This is a genomic window from Pseudomonas sp. Pseusp3, assembly GCF_047304225.1.
In the GTDB taxonomy this organism is placed as follows: domain Bacteria; phylum Pseudomonadota; class Gammaproteobacteria; order Pseudomonadales; family Pseudomonadaceae; genus Aquipseudomonas; species Aquipseudomonas fluorescens_CD.
Map to the genome: position 1 here is coordinate 25,325 of NZ_JBGLYV010000030.1, position 15,657 is coordinate 40,981.

Below are 15,657 nucleotides of genomic sequence, written 5' to 3' on the forward strand. Positions count from 1 at the left end.
GGGGTTTGTTGTTTCTGTGCAGGAGAAATGCGCATGTCCAAGAATTATTCGGGTCCCGGCAGCACGCTGACTTTTGTGGCGCCAGACGGTGGCGCGACGGCGGGGGTGCCGTTGGTGCTGGTTGATACGGTGGTCATCCCGATCGCCAGTGGCGTGGCGGGTGATGTCCTGGTCGGCCATCTCGACGGCGTCTGGCGCCTGCCTGCCGATGCAGCGCTGCTGCAGGGGCAAAAGGTGGCTCTGCAAGCAGGCGTACTGGTTGATCCGCTCACGGCCACTGGTGACACGGTGCCCTTCGGCAAGCTGATGAGTGCTCCGGTCGGCGGTATTGCCGAAGCGTTGTTGATTCAGTGACCACGCTGGGCCGCTTTCGTGACGTCACAGCCCGGATGGATGCAGTGCTGGTCGATCGCCTCGGCGATCGCGCCATCAAGCCGGACGGCCTACCGTTGTCCGGTGCGTTCTTCTCGCCCTTTGTCGGTGCGGATGTCGGCGGTAAATCGAAAAGCGTGCGCCTGGGCAATGCCATCGTGACGGATAACGTTCTGGCGCCCACCTTCACCGCTCGCGTGGTGGAGGCAGTGGGCATCGAGAAAGACTCCTTTCTTACCATCGATCTACCGGCGGAGCAGGGCGGTGGTCGCTACAAGGTCAGCAAGCGCGAGCCGGACGGCGCCGGCATGGTCACTTTCATACTGAGTTTGAACAATGGATGAGCTGACGACCTTACACAATGCGATCGAGGCGACATTCCGCGCCGGCTTGCCGTCGGTGGTGAGCGTCGAGGCGTTTCCCGAGCTGAATGCTGAAGTCGGTCTGCCGGCGGTGTTGTTCGCCCTGACGGAAATCGGCGAAGCACCCGACAATGGCAGCGGCAAAACTTCCCTGAGCGGCCGCTTTCAGGTGTGCATCATGGTCGATTCCACCATCAGCAAAGCGGCCTTGCAGGCCGCCATTCTGGCCGCCGAGATCAGCAAGATTTTGCGTGGGCAGTATTGGGGGCTGGACTTTGTCGAAGAGGTGCAGGACGTACGTGCATTCCCGGACGACTCGATGCCGGAGCTGGCGCAATTTGTGGTGTGGATCGTTGAGTGGAAGCAGATATTCCAGATCGGTGAAACCGAATGGTTATGGCCAGTCGAGCCGCCGGGTTCTCTGTACCTGAACGTCGATGGCTGCACCGGTACCGGCAATGAAGATCACTACTTTCAACCGGAGGATCTGGTATGGGATACGCCAGCGCCGAACACGACCGAATGATCGCCGCCATGCTGCTGCCCTGCGTGGTGGTCGGCGTCGATCTGATGGCCGGGCGGGTGCGGGTCAAGGCCGGGACCTGGGTCAGTGCCTGGGTGCGCTGGCATAGCCTGGCCGCCGGTAAGGCCCGTCATTGGCGTGCGCCGAGTACGGGGGAGCAGGGCGTGCTGTTCAGCCCCAGCGGTGATCCGGCCATGGGCACCTTTATCCCGGGGTTGTATGGCAACGCCGGGACGCCACCGGACAACCGCGATCACGTCGAGGCCTGGCATTTCGACGATGGCGGTTCACTGGTTTACGACTGGGAAGCCGGCAGCTACAGCATTGCGCTGCCCGAGGGCAGTCGCGCGACCATCACGGTCGGTGGCTCGCAGTTTGAAGTGGCGCCGGAACAAGTGCGGGTGACGGCCAGACAAATCATCCTTGCGGGTGAGGTGGCTATCGACGGATCGCTGAGCGTGTCCGGCGACATCAGCGGTGCCGGCACGATCATGGATGCCGGCGGTAACAGCAGCAACCACTCGCATTGAGTGCACATTCACTTTGAGCCCGCCGCGCGCGGGCTTTTTCATGTCTGGAGAAAAGCATGACGAGTAAAACCAAGGCCGCTCCCGCCGCCACGGATGCACCCGAGCCGGCCACGCTGAGCATCTTTCGCGACACGCTGTACACCTCACGGGTGCTGATCCTGCTGGACGCCGGGCGCACCTTGAAAGTCAAAAAAGGACAAGTCGCGGTGGCGTCGGACGACACGGTCGCGCTCGACTATTTGCATGGCCGCAAGGATTTTGTCGCGGTCGAGGGCTGATCCAATGATCGGGATGATCGGACTGGACCGCCGCACCGGCCAACTCATTTCCGGCCTCGATCACCTGCGCCAGTCCATCGAGGACATCTTGTCCACTCCCTTGGGCAGCCGGCGCATGCGCCCGGAGTACGGCAGCAAGCTGCGGCGGTTTGTCGACCTGCCGGTCAATGACGGCTGGAAAAGTGCCGTGCAGGCCGAAGTGGCCAGTACGCTCGGGCGTTGGGAGCCACGGCTGAAACTCGGCCGTGTGCGCGCCGTGGCCATTCTCGACGGGCGTATCACCTTTGAGCTGACCGGGCAGTACCTGGGTAGCGACGTGACTTTGGAGGTGTCCGCATGACTATGGAACTGGCGGCCCTGCCGCCGCCGCAAGTGCTCGAAGACCTCGACTTTGAAGTGGTCTACCAGGAGAAGCTGGAAGCCTTTCGCCTGAGCATGGGCGACAACTGGAGTGCGGAGCTCGAAAGCGACCCGGTGCTCAAGCTGATCGAGCAGGCCGCGTATGGCGCCTTGCAGAACCGGGCGCGGGTCAACGACGCGGGCAAGGCCTTGCTGTTGGCCCATGCCGAGCGGGCCGACCTCGATCACCTCGCCGCCAACGTCAACCTGCAGCGCCTGGTGATTCAGGCGGGAGACCCGAGCACGGTGCCGCCGACGCCGCAGGTGCTCGAAGAGGACGATGCCCTGCGCGAGCGAGTGCAGCTGTCGTATGAGGGGCTGACCACGGCGGGACCGCGAAACAGCTACATCCTGCATGCGCGCAACGCCTCGGGCCTGGTGGCCGATGCCACGGCGGAAAGTCCGTCACCGGCCGTAGTGGTGGTCACCGTGCTCAGCCTGGAAGGCAGCGGCGCCGCCTCGCCGGAACTACTGGAAGAGGTCCGGCTGCACCTCAATGACGAAGACGTGCGACCGGTGGCCGACCGCCTCACGGTGCAGAGCGCTGTGGTCATCGATTACCACATTGACGCGGTGCTGTACCCGCAGGCACCGGGGCCGGAAAACGAAGCCTACTTGGCCGAAAGCCAGAAACGCCTGAGCGAGTGGATCAACCCACGCCGTCGCCTCGGTCTGGAAGTGGCGCGCTCGGGGATCGATGCGCAATTGCACGTTCCCGGCATTGCCCGGGTTGAGCTGCTCGACTGGACGGACGTCAGACCGAGCAAGGCCGAGGCGGCGTACTGCACGAGCTACAACGTGGTGTTGGGAGACAGTCTGACATGAGCAGTCAGCTGCCCCTCAACAGCACGCCGCTAGAGCTGGCCGTCGAGGCGGCCAACTATGAAAACACACTGATTCCGCTGCGCAGTTTGTACAACGCCGATACCTGCCCTGAACACCTGTTGCCGTATCTGGCGTCGGCCTGGTCGGTGGACCGCTGGAACAACAACTGGACGCAGGAGGCCAAGCGCACGGCAATCCGTTCGGCGTACGACGTGCATGCACGCAAAGGCACCATCGGTGCGCTGCGTCGGGTGGTCGAGCCTTTGGGCTACCTGATCGACGTGGTCGAGTGGTTCGACACCGTGCCTGAAGGCGTGCCCGGCACCTTCGCCCTAGAGGTCGGCCTGAATGACGCCGGCATCACCGAGGAACTGTACGAGGAACTGGCGTGGTTGATCGACGACGCCCGCCCGGTCAGCCGGCACATGACCAACCTGGCGCTCAGCCTGCAGACCGAGGGGGTGCTGGGCATTGCCGTGTGCGTGCAAGAAGGCGAGGAGATCGACGTGTACCCACCGGCCCCGAAAGACATCGACGTGACCGGCACTTTTGGCCCGGCGCTCTGCGTCGATGAAACCGATACTTTGGACGTTTATCCCTATGATTGATAAGACCAGTCAGTTTTTTGCCATTCTCACGGCGGTCGGTGAAGCCAAACACGCCAATGCCATCGCTATGGGCCTGGACTGGATGTTCACCGAGATGGGCCTGGGCGATGCCAACGGCACCGACCCGATTCCCGATCGCCTGCAGACCCAGTTGATCAACGAATGGCGCCGGGCGCCGATCAACCAGATCCGGGTCGATCCGGCCAATCCCAACACGGTGATCACTGAGCAGATCATTCCGCCGGAAGTGGGCGGTGAGTGGATTCGCGAGATCGGCCTGTACGATGTCGACGGTGATCTGGTGGCGGTGGCCAACTGCGCACCGAGCTATAAACCATTGCTGGACCAGGGCAGTGGCAAAACCCAAGTGGTGCGGATGAATTTCATCGTCAGCAGCTCGGCGAACATCGTGCTGAAGATTGACCCGGCGGTAGTGCTGGCCACGCGTGAGTATGTCGACCTGGCTATCAGTGAGGCGCTGGCCAAGCTGGATCACAAACAGTCAGCGCTGGTGGCGGCCACGGTTCCCATCACCCTGAGCAATGTGCAGACCATCGATGACGTGGCCGTTGCCGCCGGTGATCGCGTGCTGGTGACCGCCCAGGCAGAGGCCCAGAACAACGGTGTCTATGTCGTCAGCGCCGAAGGCTGGACGCGGGCCGCCGATGCCGACAACAGCCTGGAAGTGACACCGGGGTTGTTTATCCACGTCGAGCAGGGCACGACCAACGGCGACAGCCTCTGGCAGTTGGTCACCGACGCGCCGATCACCCTCGGTACCACCGGTTTGCAGTTTGAAATGATCGCGGGTGGTAGTGGGGGCGGTGTGGGCACTTTTCGCAGTGTCACCGTTGATGCCCTTGGGCGTGTGATCGCTGGCACCAACCCGACCACCCTGGACGGCTACGGCATCACCGATGCCCTGACGGTGAGTGAAAACCTTGCCGACCTGACGGATGTGGTCGAGGCTCGGGATAACCTCGGGCTGGGCACCGCCGCGACCGCTAATGTGCAGGTCGAACTGCACGATTTAACGCCTGATGCGCTCATGAAGGTCGGAGCGTTCGGCTGGGGCGGTGCCGCCTATATGGTCAGCGATGTTGATATAGGTGGTCTAAACGCGACTACGGCCCTCTATTACATCGTTAGAGGTATTGGGGGGCCAGGTGGCGGGGCTTATGAGGGTTGGGTTCGCGTCTCGGCGATTACACCAGGTCAGTACGCCTTTCAGGAGATTTTTGGGGTTGGCAACCACACCCTATACCGCCGGGCCTTGATTGCCGGTGTTTGGGGCGTATGGGAAAACATCTGGGACTCAACCAATCTGGTTAAACAAACCACTCCCCAAGATGACACGCCAGGCTGTGTATTGCTCGCGGGTGCTTATGGCATCGGTCGCGGGGGGATTGTCCTTCCCGAGGGCACCGATCTAAACACAGTCACCACCGTGGGTATGTACCGGGTGAACCCCGGCCCGAACGTTCCAGAAGGCGGGCAATTCTCCCCCATGCTGGTTACGGTCAGTCAAGACACCCTCTGGCAACAAATCGTCGGCTATCAATCCGGTTCAACTTTTACTCGTGGTGCCGTTATGAACCCAGCGGAGGGTAGATACGTATTCACTCCGTGGGCAACCGGTTGGGACACTAATAACTTTAACCCTGGTAATTACCAACCTGCGTTGGGCTTCGTTCCCGTGCAGCAAGGCGGGGGTGTGGATCAAGACCCCAATAAAATCCACATCGGCTACAACAACGCCACGGGCCAAATAAAAATACAGGTTGATGCGACTGACTTCGGGCATCTCTGGACCCAGGCCAATTTTGATCCTGCTTCTATTTTTTCCGTCCCCATCGGCGTGCCGTTTCCATGGCCAACAGCTACGCCACCCGAGAAATGCGTGTTGATGGGAGGGCAGCCGTTCAATGTCGAGTGGTACCCGATATTGGCAGCCGTGTACCCCAGCGGCTTCTTGCCAGACCTACGCGGGGAATCGATTCGTGGTCTGGATGGCGGGCGCGGAATCGACCCCGACTCTGGGCGCGCCGTGTTGAGCCTTCAACTCGACACGCTACAAAACATGACGGGTGAACTCAGGCTACAGGACGATGATTCGATGTTGCTGGTGAATACCGCGACCGGCGTATTTACGGCTACTGGTTATACGACGGCCAATATCCCTGCTGCACCAAGCATGACTACAACGGGCTATATGTCTGCAACTTTTAATCCATCGGCAGTTGTCCGTGTGAGCACCGAAACCCGTATGCGTAACGTGGCGTACAACTACATCTGCAGGATGTACTGATGACTACTTTAGTGAATGGTTTTTTTGAAGAGAGCGGCTGGATCGAGGTTTACACGTTCAGTGAATCCACAGGTGAATACCTCGGAAAGAACGAAATCTATGTGAGCGCTGGCTGCGGTCTGCCGGCTGGCGCAACGCTGGATGAACCACCACAAGCTCCGGAACAACAGGTGGTCGTTAGACAGCAGGATGCATGGGGTGTCGTGCCTGACTTCCGGGGCGTGGTTTTTCGCACCACTGACGGTGCCGAGGTGACGCACTCGATGCCGGGCGAGTTGCCGGCCGAGCTGACGGCTATGCCGCGACCGAGTGCGGCCTATATTTGGGATGGTCTCGTTTGGGTGCTCGATGCCGCACGCGATCTGGCGCTACAGAGCCGGCGAGAACGATCGTGGATCGAAAACGAACTGCACTGGGCTGGCCGAGAGATCGACAAGCATCTGGATGCTGACCCGGCCGCGCTTAACACCGAACTCGCCTGGCGCACCTACCGCAATGAACTGCGGGCCTGGCCAACTTCGCCAGACTTTCCGGCCAGTGATAAACGGCCGCTAAAGCCGGACGGATTGACCAACACCCCGTCCTGACGCCCCGCATTGTCGGGGCGTTTTCTTTTCCGTTACGCGTCACGTCACTCACAGCCTCGCTTATGCGGGGCTTTTTCGTTTCTGGAGCATCACTCTATGAGTTTCTTTCACGGCGTCACCGTGACCCTGGTGGACACCGGCGCCCGGCATATCGCCACCCCGTCCGCGTCGATCATCGGCCTGTGCAACACCTTCACCGTGGCGCCGCCGGCGACCGCGGCGGCCAACGAATTGCTGCTGATCACCCGCGAAAGCGAAGCGGTCGCCGCCTGGGGCCCGGATGCGGCAATCACCCAGGACTGCAAGGCTATTTTCAAGCGGTCGAAGGCGGTGATTGTCGCCGTCGGTGTGCCGGTGTTGGAGGATCCGGCTGAGCAGCTGTCAGCGATCATCGGCGGAGTTTGGGCCGATGGTAGCCGGACCGGCATGCAGGCGCTGCTCAACGGCAAAAGCAAGTTCAACGCCCAGCCACGGTTGTTGGTGACGCCGGGGTACTCGGCGACGCTGGCGGTGGCCACCGAGCTGGTGGCACTGGGCGACAAGATGCGGGCGATGGCCATCCTCGACGGGCCGAACACCACCGACGAAGCGGCGATCGCCTATGCCGAAAACTTCGGCAGCAAACACGCCTACATGGTCGACCCGGGCGTGCAGTTCTGGGACACCGGAACCAGCGCTACCGTCAACGCACCAGCCTCGGCGTGGACCGCCGGCCTGTTTGCCTGGACCGATGCCACCTACGGTTTCTGGGCCTCGCCGTCGAACAAGGAGTTTGTCGGCATCACTGGCACCACGCGCCCGATCGAGTTTCTCGACGGCGATGCGTCCTGCCGGGCCAACCTGCTCAATAACGCGAACATCACCACGATCATCCGTGATGACGGGTATCGGTTGTGGGGCAACCGCACACTGTCCAGTGACCCGAAATGGAAGTTCGTCACCCGAGTGCGCACGCTGGATATCGTCATGGACGCCATCCTCTACGCGCACAAGTGGGCCGTCGACCGCTCGATCACCGCGACCTACGTCAAGGACGTGACCGAAGGCCTGCAGGCGTTCATGCGCGACCTGAAGAATCAGGGCGCGATCATCAACTTTGAGGTCTATGCCGACGAAGAGCTGAACAGCTCCAGCGAAATCAGCGACGGCAAGGTGTACTGGAACATCCGGTTCACCGATGTGCCGCCGGCCGAAAACCCGAATTTTCGCGTGGAGGTGACCGATCAGTGGATCACTGAAGTGCTGGACACCGCTGCCTAAGGAGGCCGTTTTATGATTCCGGAAGTGCTCTACAACACCAACCTGTTCGTCGACGGTATCAGCCTGCAAGGCGATGTGCCGAGCCTGACCCTGCCCAAGTTGACCCTCAAGACTGACGAATACCGCGCGGGCGGCATGGACGCGGCGGTCGAACTCGACATGGGGATGGAGAAACTGGAAGCCAGCTTCCTCACCAATGGTGTGCGCCGCGAGGTGCTGAAGTTCTTCGGCCAGTCCGACTTGACCGGGTTCAACGCCTCGTTCCGCGGTGCCTTTAAGGGCCAGAAAGGTGTGGTCAAGTCGGTGGTTGCCACCCTGCGTGGCAGCCTCAAGGAAGTCGATCCGGGGGACTGGAAACCGGGTGAAAAAGGCGAGTTCAAGTACGCCGTCGCCGTGACCTATTACAAGCTGGAGATCGACGGCAGCGTGATGTTTGAAATCGATCCCCTCAACTCGATCCGCGTCATCGATGGCGTCGACCAACTGGCCGCCGTGCGGTCCGCCCTGGGCATGTAAGGAGCACCACCATGAGCAACGCAAAAGACAATGTTCTGCCCAAGTGGCTGCAACTGGGCGATGGCATTGCCACCGTCATCTTATCCAAACCGAGCGAGGCCAATGGCATCAAGGTCGACAAGCTGACCCTGCGCGAGCCGACGGTGCGCGAGATGCGCGCCGCGACCCTGCAGGGTGGAAGCAACGAAGAAGAACAGGAAATGGTCTTGTTCTGCAGCCTGGCAAGTATCGGCCGCGCGGATTTGGAAGGGCTGCTGATGCGTGATTACCGTCGTCTGCAGACCGCCTATTTTCGTCTGGGAGCAGACGACGGGGTTTAACCCCCGCCTGCAAAAGGCCCTGGCTAAACGCTTGGCCGTCGAGCTGAATTTTTCGGCGGCCGAGATCCAGGGGCTGTCGTTTTCCGAGATGGTCTGGTGGCTCACGGATTGAGCCCACCCCGTCGCACGTAGGTGATAAGCATGGCGAACAAACTCTCGCTCGGGCTGGTGATTGGTGGCGCCGTCGATTCTTCGCTCGGCGCCGCCTTCAAGAACGTCAGCGGCGAAATGAAAAAGCTCGAGGCGCAAACCACGCGCGCCAAGGGCTTGCAGAAAGTCATCGGCGAAACCATACGCCTGCGCGATGAATGGAAAAAGGCTCACGACAGCGGCGCGGCCAACGCCGATGCCCTGCTACGCAAACTGGAGACCAACACCAGCAGCCTGCGCAAGCAGGGAGTCGAAGTCGGCCGCCTGCGTCAGGAGTACCTGGCGCTGGCCAAGGTGGTGCGCAGCGCCGAGTTCAAGGCCAAAGGGATGGGCCAGGTCGAGGAGGGGCGGGAAAGTTTACGCAGCGGATTTGGCACGGCAATGGCCGGCACCACCCTGGCGGCCGTGCCAACCAAGGTCAGTGCGGATTTTCAGGCGATCATTCGGGACATCGCGATCAAGTCCGGTACCGCCAATACTCAGCAGGAAGTGAACACCGCGCGGGACATTGTGCAGACTTCGAAAGACACCGGCATGGCCAACACCCAGGTGGCCGAGCTGGTGAACCAGCTGGTCGGTGGCGGCATGGAGTTAGCCCAGGCACTGAAGTACGCACCGGTGGCCGCCAAGTTTTCGGTCGGGCAGGGCGCGTCGGGCACCGACACGGCGAAGATGATTCTGGCGATGCAGAACAACGCCAAGCTCACTGACCCCAAAAGCATGGAACAGGCCCTGGCATCGGTCGCGCTGCTGGGCCAGCAAGGCAGCTTCGAGGCGGCCGACATGGCCAAGTGGTTTCCGGAACTGTTGGCACAGATGGCCAGCAGCGGCATCACCGGTCAGGACGCGGTGACGCAATTGGGCGCCATGCTGCAGGTACAGATCAAGAGCGCCGGCAGTGCGGATGAGGCGGCGAACAACCTGAAAAACTGGATCGCGAAAATCGGTTCAGGGGAAACGGTCAAAGGTTATGCCGATGCCGGGATTGACTATCAGGGCTCGATGAATGCCGCGATTGGCAAAGGCCTGTCGACCTTTGAAGCCAGTTTTGAACTGGCTCGCCGGTACGTGGAAAAGACCGACCCGAAGAAGGCCAAACAGCTGGATCAGGGCCTGACCAACATCAGCCAGGAGACCGACCCGGCCAAGGCACAAGCGATGGCCGATGCCCTGGCTGCGACCCTGCGTACCGGCGATCTGTTTGCCGACATGCAGGTCAAGACCGCGCTGATGGCCTACACCCAGAACAAGAAACTCTATGCGGACCTGAAAAGGGATGCTGCGAACCCCAACGGCCAACGCAAGGACATTCTCGACAAAAACCTGAGCGAGCGTCGCGAAGCCTCATCACAACGCTGGGCCGAAACCGGTCAGGCGTTCAACGATTCGCTGCGGGCCATCGGGGATGCCTTGCGTCCGGCGACGGATGCGTTGGCCACCGGGATTGGTGCGGCAGCGCGTGGCTTGACCGCGTTGTCTGAGGAAACGCCCAAAGCGGTGCTGGGCCTGGCGGCACTCACTGCCGGAGCGTTAATGCTGGGCAAGGCCTGGGCCGCACTGAAGATCGGGCGGGGGTTGGTGAACATCGCCCGTGGTTCGGCCGGCGACCGGTCCAACATCGTACAGCGGGTGTTCGTGACCAACGCGGATGACGTTGATGACGACGGGCTGGATCAAGATAAAGGTCGAAAACGAAAAGGTGCCGGAAGTCGGGTGTCCCGTGGTTCCCGCTTTATGAAAGTTGGTGGGGCGCTGGCGGCGGTCGGCGCCGGCATTCAGGTATTGGATACTTATCAGAATGCGACCACGCGCGATGAGAAGGCTGAAGGTTACGGCGGGGCGGCGGGTAGCTTGGCCGGAGGCATGGCGGGTGCAGCGGCCGGCATGGTCATCGGTTCGATCATCCCACTAATTGGAACCGCGATTGGCGGAGCGATCGGTGGCATGGTCGGCGCGTGGGGCGGCGGTGACGTGGGCGCGACCATGGGCAAGGCCTTGTTTGGCGGGCCGGACACGCCGGCCAAAGCACCGATCGGCATCTTGCCCATGGCCGCCGGCCAAGGGGTGGGCGCGGTCGTGCGCTCGATGGAAAACGCCCCCGCTGTGCCGGTCACGGCGGCGGCATTGATGTCGACCACGGTGGCAAAGACGCCCGAATGGCCGAAGGTCGATCAGCAATTCACCTTCGCCCCGGCCCCGGTTTTTCAGGTGCATGGCGATGTGAAAGACCCGGCGCAGTTCGTTCAGGAAATGATGCCGTACCTGCGGCGCCAGTTTGACGACTTTGCCCGGGAGGCGCGTGACCGCCAGTTGTTTGATGCGCCCCACGTGGGCTAAGGAAGTGTTATGGCGGATGAAAAAAACTACCTGGAGCAGCTGCAGGGTGGCCTGAAGTACATGGTCGACGCCGGCGAAGCCGGCCGCACGGACATCGAGTCGATGACCGGACCCATGAATGGCGCGCTCAATGAAATCAGCGGGGCGGCCGATGCGCTGGAAGGCTTGCCCTTTCTCAGCGAGGACCTGAGCGACAAGACCCGCCGCCTGCAAAGTGCAATCAACTCGGCGCAGGCCAAGATCGGCAAGGTGGCCAGCTACTACAACCAGACCCAGCGCGCCCTGGCACAGTTTGATGAGCATTTTTCCGCGTTGACTGAGCAGATTGGCCGCTTTGGTGCGGCGTTCAACAAGGTCGCCGGCAAGGCCAATGCCGCGCTGGGCAACATCTTCCCCACGCAATGGTTTGCCGGTGACATGTCGCCGATTCCCGACGCGGTGAAGCCATTCCCGCACCTGCTGATCCTCTACCCGCTGAAAGCCAATGAGCGGCCGTACTACTTCAACCTGGACACCGCCGCGTTTGACGAACTGCGCCGGCAGACGGCGTTTCGCTGGGCCGCGCAGGAGCGCCTGACCCGGCGCCCGGCACAGCAGGCGGTGGGCCTGGGTGAGGAAAAAATCACCATCAAGGGCGCGATCTACCCGAGCTTCAAAGGTGGGCTGAAGCAGCTGGATCGGCTGCGCAGCATCGGTGCCAAGTTGCTGCCCCTGAACCTCACCACCGGTTACGGCGAAGTGCTGGGCAACTGGTGCCTGACCAATATCGACGAGGAACAAAGCGCGTTGCTGCCCGGGGCGATCCCGCGCAAGCAGGGCTTTTCATTGGAGTTTGTCCGTTATGGCGATGACCTGCAGAACGGCTGATGGGGATCTGCTCGATACTCTGTGCCACCACTATTACGGCCACCTGAACCGCAGCGTTGAGGCGGTGTTGGCGGCCAATCAGGGCCTGGCGGATGAGCCACAACCGTTTCGGGCCGGCGTGCTGATCACGCTGCCGGAACTGGTGGTGGAAACTGACAGCGTCATTTCTTTGTGGGAGTAATCCCGTTACCCAGCCCGCCGCGTGCGGGCTTTTTCTTGTCTGAGGTGCCGCCATGCAACCACTTTTCCGCATCGTCGCCGATGGCGCCGACATCACCACTTTGATCAATGATCGGCTGGTGTCGCTGCAGCTATCCGACCGGCCCGGGATGGCCTCGGATTCGTTTGAGCTGCGCATTGATGACCGCGACGGCGCGGTGTCGCTGCCCGTGCGTGGCGCGAGTATCGAGGTCTACCTGGGTTATGCCGGCGCCGATCTGACGCGCATGGGCCGCTATACCGTGGACGAGGTGGCCGTTTCCGGCCCGCCGGACACGCTGGTGATCAGCGGCAAGGCCAGCGACATGCGCGGCAGCGGCAAGACCACGCGCAGCGGCAGTTGGGAGGACGTCAGCCTGGCGCAGATCGTTGGTGACGTGGCCGCGCGCAATGGCTGGCAGCCGTCGTGCCCAGTCGACACCCGGGTGCCACGCACGGATCAGCTCAATGAATCCGACTTCAACTTCATCACCCGATTGGCCAAGAAACATGACTGTACGGCCAAGGTGGCCGACGGCAAGCTGCTGGTCCTGCCGCGCCAGGGAGGGCAAAGCGCCAGTGGCAAGGCCTTGGGTGTGATCACCTTGCAACGCAATGACGTGACCCGCTGGCAGTTTCGCTTGAGCGACCGCAGTACGCATCAAGGCGTCAGCACCCAGTATCAGGACCCCGCCAGCGGGGAACTGCTGGTCTCGCACCTGGACAATCCCAACGTGCCCGAAGGCATGCCACCGGTGCACACCGATCGCCATATCTACCCGGACCGCACGGCAGCCGATGAGGCCGCCAAGGCACGTCTGGCCGCGTTCAACCGATCCACCGCCTCGGTGCGCCTCGACCTGCCGGGCCGGACCGATCTGTTTGCCGAAATCATGATTAAGACGGAAGGCTTCAAGCGCGGCCTTGATAGCGAATACTTGGTGGAGTCGGTCGATCACACGTTCACGCCGTCCGGGTGGACGGTGTCGGTCGAGTGCAATGGCGGCAAGGAGGGTAAGGCCAAGGCCTCCGGCAAGCCGCATAAAGTCGTGCTTGAAGTGCCAGGTTGATTGCCCTAAGGGACATAAGGCCACCGGGTCGGTCGTTTAGAGCGCTGCATGGTGATCCGAACGCCTGTTACTTCATGGCGTTCGGGGACTGCGGGTAAAGGTTAAACGGCATCCGAAATTTTGATGCCCATAATCTCCATTGAGAGATGAGATGCACCGACAACCGAGCCTTTGAGCTCAATTGTTCCGGCTTCATAATTCACCGTTCCGGCAGCATTCAATGTGTAGTTGTCTATTCCTACAACGTTGGTGTTTCCTTCTCTCCATTTACTGATTGTAAATTGAGATTTGAACGCACCTGATTGCTTAGGAACATCCCCCTGATAAAGATAATGGGGGTCACCACCATTGGCTTTTCCTTCCTTCACCACAACAAGACCGCTACCGTAATCACCTGTGCTGGCCTTGAAATTCACAGAAAAAATCCCGTTAGACATCGTGCAGACTCCTTCGCTATGAGAAGGGTGAGCATAGGGTTCAACGTCATTTACGCAAGTAGGTTGCATCCAAACAGTATTACTAATCACGTAAAGGAGCGGCCAGTCTGGATGCGTCAACATCCAGACTGGCCACCGTCCCCGCAGATTGTCCCTGCAAGTCCCGCCAAGGCTCCTGCTCTGTGCACAAAGCAGAGCGAGCCTAGCACCTGTTTATTTATACAGTAAAGGTCTTGCTATCCATGTCTACCCCTATTATCCCTTGGATGGGCGGCAAACGCCGTCTGGCCGATCGCCTCATTCCGCTTTTTCCGCCACACGAATGCTACGTCGAAGTCTTTGCCGGCGGCGCCGCGCTGTACTTCATGCGACCCCAGGCAGCGCCCGTCGAAGTGCTCAATGACATCAACGGCGACCTGGTGACGTTGTACCGCGTGGTGCAGAACCACCTCGAAGAGTTTGTGCGCCAATTCAAATGGGCGCTCAGTTCGCGCCAAGTGTTCGAGTGGCAGAAAATGACCCGCGTCGAAACCCTTACCGACATCCAGCGCGCCGCCCGTTTCTTCTACCTGCAGCACCATGCCTTCGCCGGTAAGGTCTCCGGGCAGACGTTCGGTACCGCGACCACCACCCCGTCGATCAACCTGTTGCGCATCGAGGAAAACCTTTCGGCCGCTTGGCAACGCCTGTCCGGCACCTACGTCGAGAATCTGCCTTGGCTTGAATGTGCCGAGCGCTACGACCGTGCCCATACCTTCCACTACATGGATCCGCCGTATTGGCAGACCGCCGGCTATGGGGTGGACTTTCCATTTGAGAACTATGAGCGGATGGCCGACTTCATGCGACGCTGCAAGGGCAGGGTGATGGTCAGCATCAACGACCACCCGGACATCCGCCGGGTGTTCGAAGGCTTTCACTTCGAGATGCTGGACATCCGCTACACCACGACCAATCAGCGGCAGGGCAAAGCTGAGGTCAGTGGCGAACTGGTGATCATGAACTGGGAGCCTGCAGCATTGGGAGGTCTGTTTTGAAATGACTGCTTTCGCTTGTGGATTCAACCGGTCGATGCAACAGATCGGCTGAATCGTTCAGCGGGCGCATCGTAATTTAGTGTTTTCCGAGTGACGGCCACGTTCGAAAGATTGAGTTGGCTGCCGCACTGCATTTTTCTTATCGCACTCCGCTTCCGCTTCCGCACGTGTTGGAAACGACCGACCAAGACGGCATTTCTCCTTGTCGTCAAAAATATCGAAACCACAAGGAGCCATGCTGGAGTAGTAGCGGCCACCTATCCGGACCGATCCCCCCGTCTCAGTCGGTATCGCCGGAACGACAACAAACCTCGACGCCATCACATCACCTTGATTTCTCAATACTTTATAATTGTGGTTCATATGTCCGCTACATCAACCATCCGATGAATGGAATCGACAAGCGGATGCAGGTAGCAAATGCAGGATATCCACCGGCTATATACCGTGACATTGATTGAGGACTGCTATTGGCTGTTTTCTGCCTGTCGCAAAGGGCAGCATCCGACCCATTGCTGCCAGTCATTTGCGTCTACAAAGTCAGGGGCGATTCATCTTTTATGTAGGGGGTCCAGATTGGCAAACGTCAATAACTTTAACTGCGACTTTGGGGCTTTCGTTTCTCAGTAAGTTGTCTAGCTCTGTATTGTTTATTGAGGTCGTCCCGGTTGTA

General features: G+C 60.4%; 19 protein-coding genes. 18 read left to right on the plus strand and 1 reads right to left on the minus strand.

Going from position 1 to position 15,657, the window contains the following annotated elements:
* The first annotated feature begins 33 nt into the window (after window positions 1–33).
* From ACCD00_RS12710 to ACCD00_RS12790, 17 genes are all read left to right on the plus strand, one after another.
* Entirely contained in the window at window positions 34–354 is a 321-nt protein-coding gene (locus ACCD00_RS12710; RefSeq protein WP_057714287.1) for a capsid cement protein, read from the plus strand.
* Between the two features lie 35 nt (window positions 355–389).
* The gene (locus ACCD00_RS12715; protein ID WP_256355916.1) at window positions 390–716 is read left to right on the plus strand and encodes a hypothetical protein; all 327 of its coding nucleotides are present in this window, start codon (window positions 390–392) and stop codon (window positions 714–716) included.
* On the plus strand, window positions 709–1,260 hold the full coding sequence (locus ACCD00_RS12720; protein ID WP_413424924.1) for a hypothetical protein: 552 nt from the start codon (window positions 709–711) through the stop codon (window positions 1,258–1,260). Before ACCD00_RS12715 ends, ACCD00_RS12720 begins: the two co-directional genes overlap by 8 nt.
* Complete coding sequence (locus ACCD00_RS12725; RefSeq protein ID WP_413424926.1) at window positions 1,227–1,787, plus strand: phage baseplate assembly protein V; 561 nt, start codon at window positions 1,227–1,229, stop codon at window positions 1,785–1,787. Before ACCD00_RS12720 ends, ACCD00_RS12725 begins: the two co-directional genes overlap by 34 nt.
* Before the next feature lie 56 nt (window positions 1,788–1,843).
* Complete coding sequence (locus ACCD00_RS12730) at window positions 1,844–2,065, plus strand: hypothetical protein (RefSeq protein WP_413424928.1); 222 nt, start codon at window positions 1,844–1,846, stop codon at window positions 2,063–2,065.
* Window positions 2,066–2,078: 13 nt separating this feature from the next.
* A complete protein-coding gene (locus tag ACCD00_RS12735) occupies window positions 2,079–2,405 on the plus strand; it encodes a GPW/gp25 family protein (protein WP_043302559.1) in 327 nt (108 codons plus the stop codon).
* Entirely contained in the window at window positions 2,402–3,289 is an 888-nt protein-coding gene (locus ACCD00_RS12740; protein ID WP_413424930.1) for a baseplate J/gp47 family protein, read from the plus strand. Before ACCD00_RS12735 ends, ACCD00_RS12740 begins: the two co-directional genes overlap by 4 nt.
* Window positions 3,286–3,897, plus strand: coding sequence for a phage tail protein I (locus tag ACCD00_RS12745; RefSeq protein WP_159390091.1), 612 nt, complete (start codon window positions 3,286–3,288; stop codon window positions 3,895–3,897). Before ACCD00_RS12740 ends, ACCD00_RS12745 begins: the two co-directional genes overlap by 4 nt.
* Complete coding sequence (locus ACCD00_RS12750; protein ID WP_413424932.1) at window positions 3,890–6,205, plus strand: phage tail protein; 2,316 nt, start codon at window positions 3,890–3,892, stop codon at window positions 6,203–6,205. The genes ACCD00_RS12745 and ACCD00_RS12750 overlap by 8 nt, the downstream gene beginning before the upstream one ends.
* Complete coding sequence (locus ACCD00_RS12755; RefSeq protein ID WP_413424934.1) at window positions 6,205–6,792, plus strand: hypothetical protein; 588 nt, start codon at window positions 6,205–6,207, stop codon at window positions 6,790–6,792. Before ACCD00_RS12750 ends, ACCD00_RS12755 begins: the two co-directional genes overlap by 1 nt.
* 96 nt (window positions 6,793–6,888) lie before the next feature.
* Window positions 6,889–8,052, plus strand: a complete 1,164-nt coding sequence (locus ACCD00_RS12760; protein WP_413424936.1) for a phage tail sheath subtilisin-like domain-containing protein — start codon at window positions 6,889–6,891, stop codon at window positions 8,050–8,052.
* 12 nt (window positions 8,053–8,064) lie between these two features.
* Complete coding sequence (locus ACCD00_RS12765) at window positions 8,065–8,568, plus strand: phage major tail tube protein (protein WP_322617139.1); 504 nt, start codon at window positions 8,065–8,067, stop codon at window positions 8,566–8,568.
* An 11-nt stretch (window positions 8,569–8,579) separates the two neighbouring features.
* Window positions 8,580–8,888, plus strand: a complete 309-nt coding sequence (locus ACCD00_RS12770; RefSeq protein WP_008020753.1) for a phage tail assembly protein — start codon at window positions 8,580–8,582, stop codon at window positions 8,886–8,888.
* A gap of 141 nt (window positions 8,889–9,029) precedes the next feature.
* Window positions 9,030–11,375 carry a phage tail tape measure protein gene (locus tag ACCD00_RS12775; RefSeq protein WP_413424938.1) on the plus strand — a complete coding sequence of 782 codons (2,346 nt, stop codon included), beginning with the start codon at window positions 9,030–9,032 and terminating at the stop codon, window positions 11,373–11,375.
* A 9-nt stretch (window positions 11,376–11,384) separates the two neighbouring features.
* A complete protein-coding gene (locus ACCD00_RS12780; protein WP_413424940.1) occupies window positions 11,385–12,242 on the plus strand; it encodes a phage tail protein in 858 nt (285 codons plus the stop codon).
* Complete coding sequence (locus ACCD00_RS12785) at window positions 12,217–12,423, plus strand: tail protein X (RefSeq protein ID WP_090455551.1); 207 nt, start codon at window positions 12,217–12,219, stop codon at window positions 12,421–12,423. The genes ACCD00_RS12780 and ACCD00_RS12785 overlap by 26 nt, the downstream gene beginning before the upstream one ends.
* 52 nt (window positions 12,424–12,475) lie before the next feature.
* Window positions 12,476–13,510 carry a phage late control D family protein gene (locus ACCD00_RS12790; protein ID WP_413424942.1) on the plus strand — a complete coding sequence of 345 codons (1,035 nt, stop codon included), beginning with the start codon at window positions 12,476–12,478 and terminating at the stop codon, window positions 13,508–13,510.
* A gap of 101 nt (window positions 13,511–13,611) precedes the next feature.
* Here the strand turns inward: ACCD00_RS12790 and ACCD00_RS12795 are convergent, their stop codons facing one another.
* On the minus strand, window positions 13,612–13,947 hold the full coding sequence (locus ACCD00_RS12795; protein WP_413424944.1) for a GrlR family regulatory protein: 336 nt from the start codon (window positions 13,945–13,947) through the stop codon (window positions 13,612–13,614).
* A 242-nt stretch (window positions 13,948–14,189) separates the two neighbouring features.
* Between ACCD00_RS12795 and ACCD00_RS12800 the strand changes: the two genes are divergently transcribed.
* Window positions 14,190–14,984 carry a DNA adenine methylase gene (locus ACCD00_RS12800; RefSeq protein WP_151213726.1) on the plus strand — a complete coding sequence of 265 codons (795 nt, stop codon included), beginning with the start codon at window positions 14,190–14,192 and terminating at the stop codon, window positions 14,982–14,984.
* The last annotated feature ends 673 nt before the right edge of the window (window positions 14,985–15,657 follow it).

Coding starts and splice junctions, on each gene's coding strand:
- ACCD00_RS12710 (WP_057714287.1), top strand. CDS start 34: ATGTCCAAGAATTATTCGGGTCCCGGCAGCACGCTGACTTTTGTGGCG.
- ACCD00_RS12715 (WP_256355916.1), top strand. CDS start 390: ATGGATGCAGTGCTGGTCGATCGCCTCGGCGATCGCGCCATCAAGCCG.
- ACCD00_RS12720 (WP_413424924.1), top strand. CDS start 709: ATGGATGAGCTGACGACCTTACACAATGCGATCGAGGCGACATTCCGC.
- ACCD00_RS12725 (WP_413424926.1), top strand. CDS start 1,227: ATGGGATACGCCAGCGCCGAACACGACCGAATGATCGCCGCCATGCTG.
- ACCD00_RS12730 (WP_413424928.1), top strand. CDS start 1,844: ATGACGAGTAAAACCAAGGCCGCTCCCGCCGCCACGGATGCACCCGAG.
- ACCD00_RS12735 (WP_043302559.1), top strand. CDS start 2,079: ATGATCGGACTGGACCGCCGCACCGGCCAACTCATTTCCGGCCTCGAT.
- ACCD00_RS12740 (WP_413424930.1), top strand. CDS start 2,402: ATGACTATGGAACTGGCGGCCCTGCCGCCGCCGCAAGTGCTCGAAGAC.
- ACCD00_RS12745 (WP_159390091.1), top strand. CDS start 3,286: ATGAGCAGTCAGCTGCCCCTCAACAGCACGCCGCTAGAGCTGGCCGTC.
- ACCD00_RS12750 (WP_413424932.1), top strand. CDS start 3,890: ATGATTGATAAGACCAGTCAGTTTTTTGCCATTCTCACGGCGGTCGGT.
- ACCD00_RS12755 (WP_413424934.1), top strand. CDS start 6,205: ATGACTACTTTAGTGAATGGTTTTTTTGAAGAGAGCGGCTGGATCGAG.
- ACCD00_RS12760 (WP_413424936.1), top strand. CDS start 6,889: ATGAGTTTCTTTCACGGCGTCACCGTGACCCTGGTGGACACCGGCGCC.
- ACCD00_RS12765 (WP_322617139.1), top strand. CDS start 8,065: ATGATTCCGGAAGTGCTCTACAACACCAACCTGTTCGTCGACGGTATC.
- ACCD00_RS12770 (WP_008020753.1), top strand. CDS start 8,580: ATGAGCAACGCAAAAGACAATGTTCTGCCCAAGTGGCTGCAACTGGGC.
- ACCD00_RS12775 (WP_413424938.1), top strand. CDS start 9,030: ATGGCGAACAAACTCTCGCTCGGGCTGGTGATTGGTGGCGCCGTCGAT.
- ACCD00_RS12780 (WP_413424940.1), top strand. CDS start 11,385: ATGGCGGATGAAAAAAACTACCTGGAGCAGCTGCAGGGTGGCCTGAAG.
- ACCD00_RS12785 (WP_090455551.1), top strand. CDS start 12,217: ATGGCGATGACCTGCAGAACGGCTGATGGGGATCTGCTCGATACTCTG.
- ACCD00_RS12790 (WP_413424942.1), top strand. CDS start 12,476: ATGCAACCACTTTTCCGCATCGTCGCCGATGGCGCCGACATCACCACT.
- ACCD00_RS12795 (WP_413424944.1), bottom strand. CDS start 13,947: ATGTCTAACGGGATTTTTTCTGTGAATTTCAAGGCCAGCACAGGTGAT.
- ACCD00_RS12800 (WP_151213726.1), top strand. CDS start 14,190: ATGTCTACCCCTATTATCCCTTGGATGGGCGGCAAACGCCGTCTGGCC.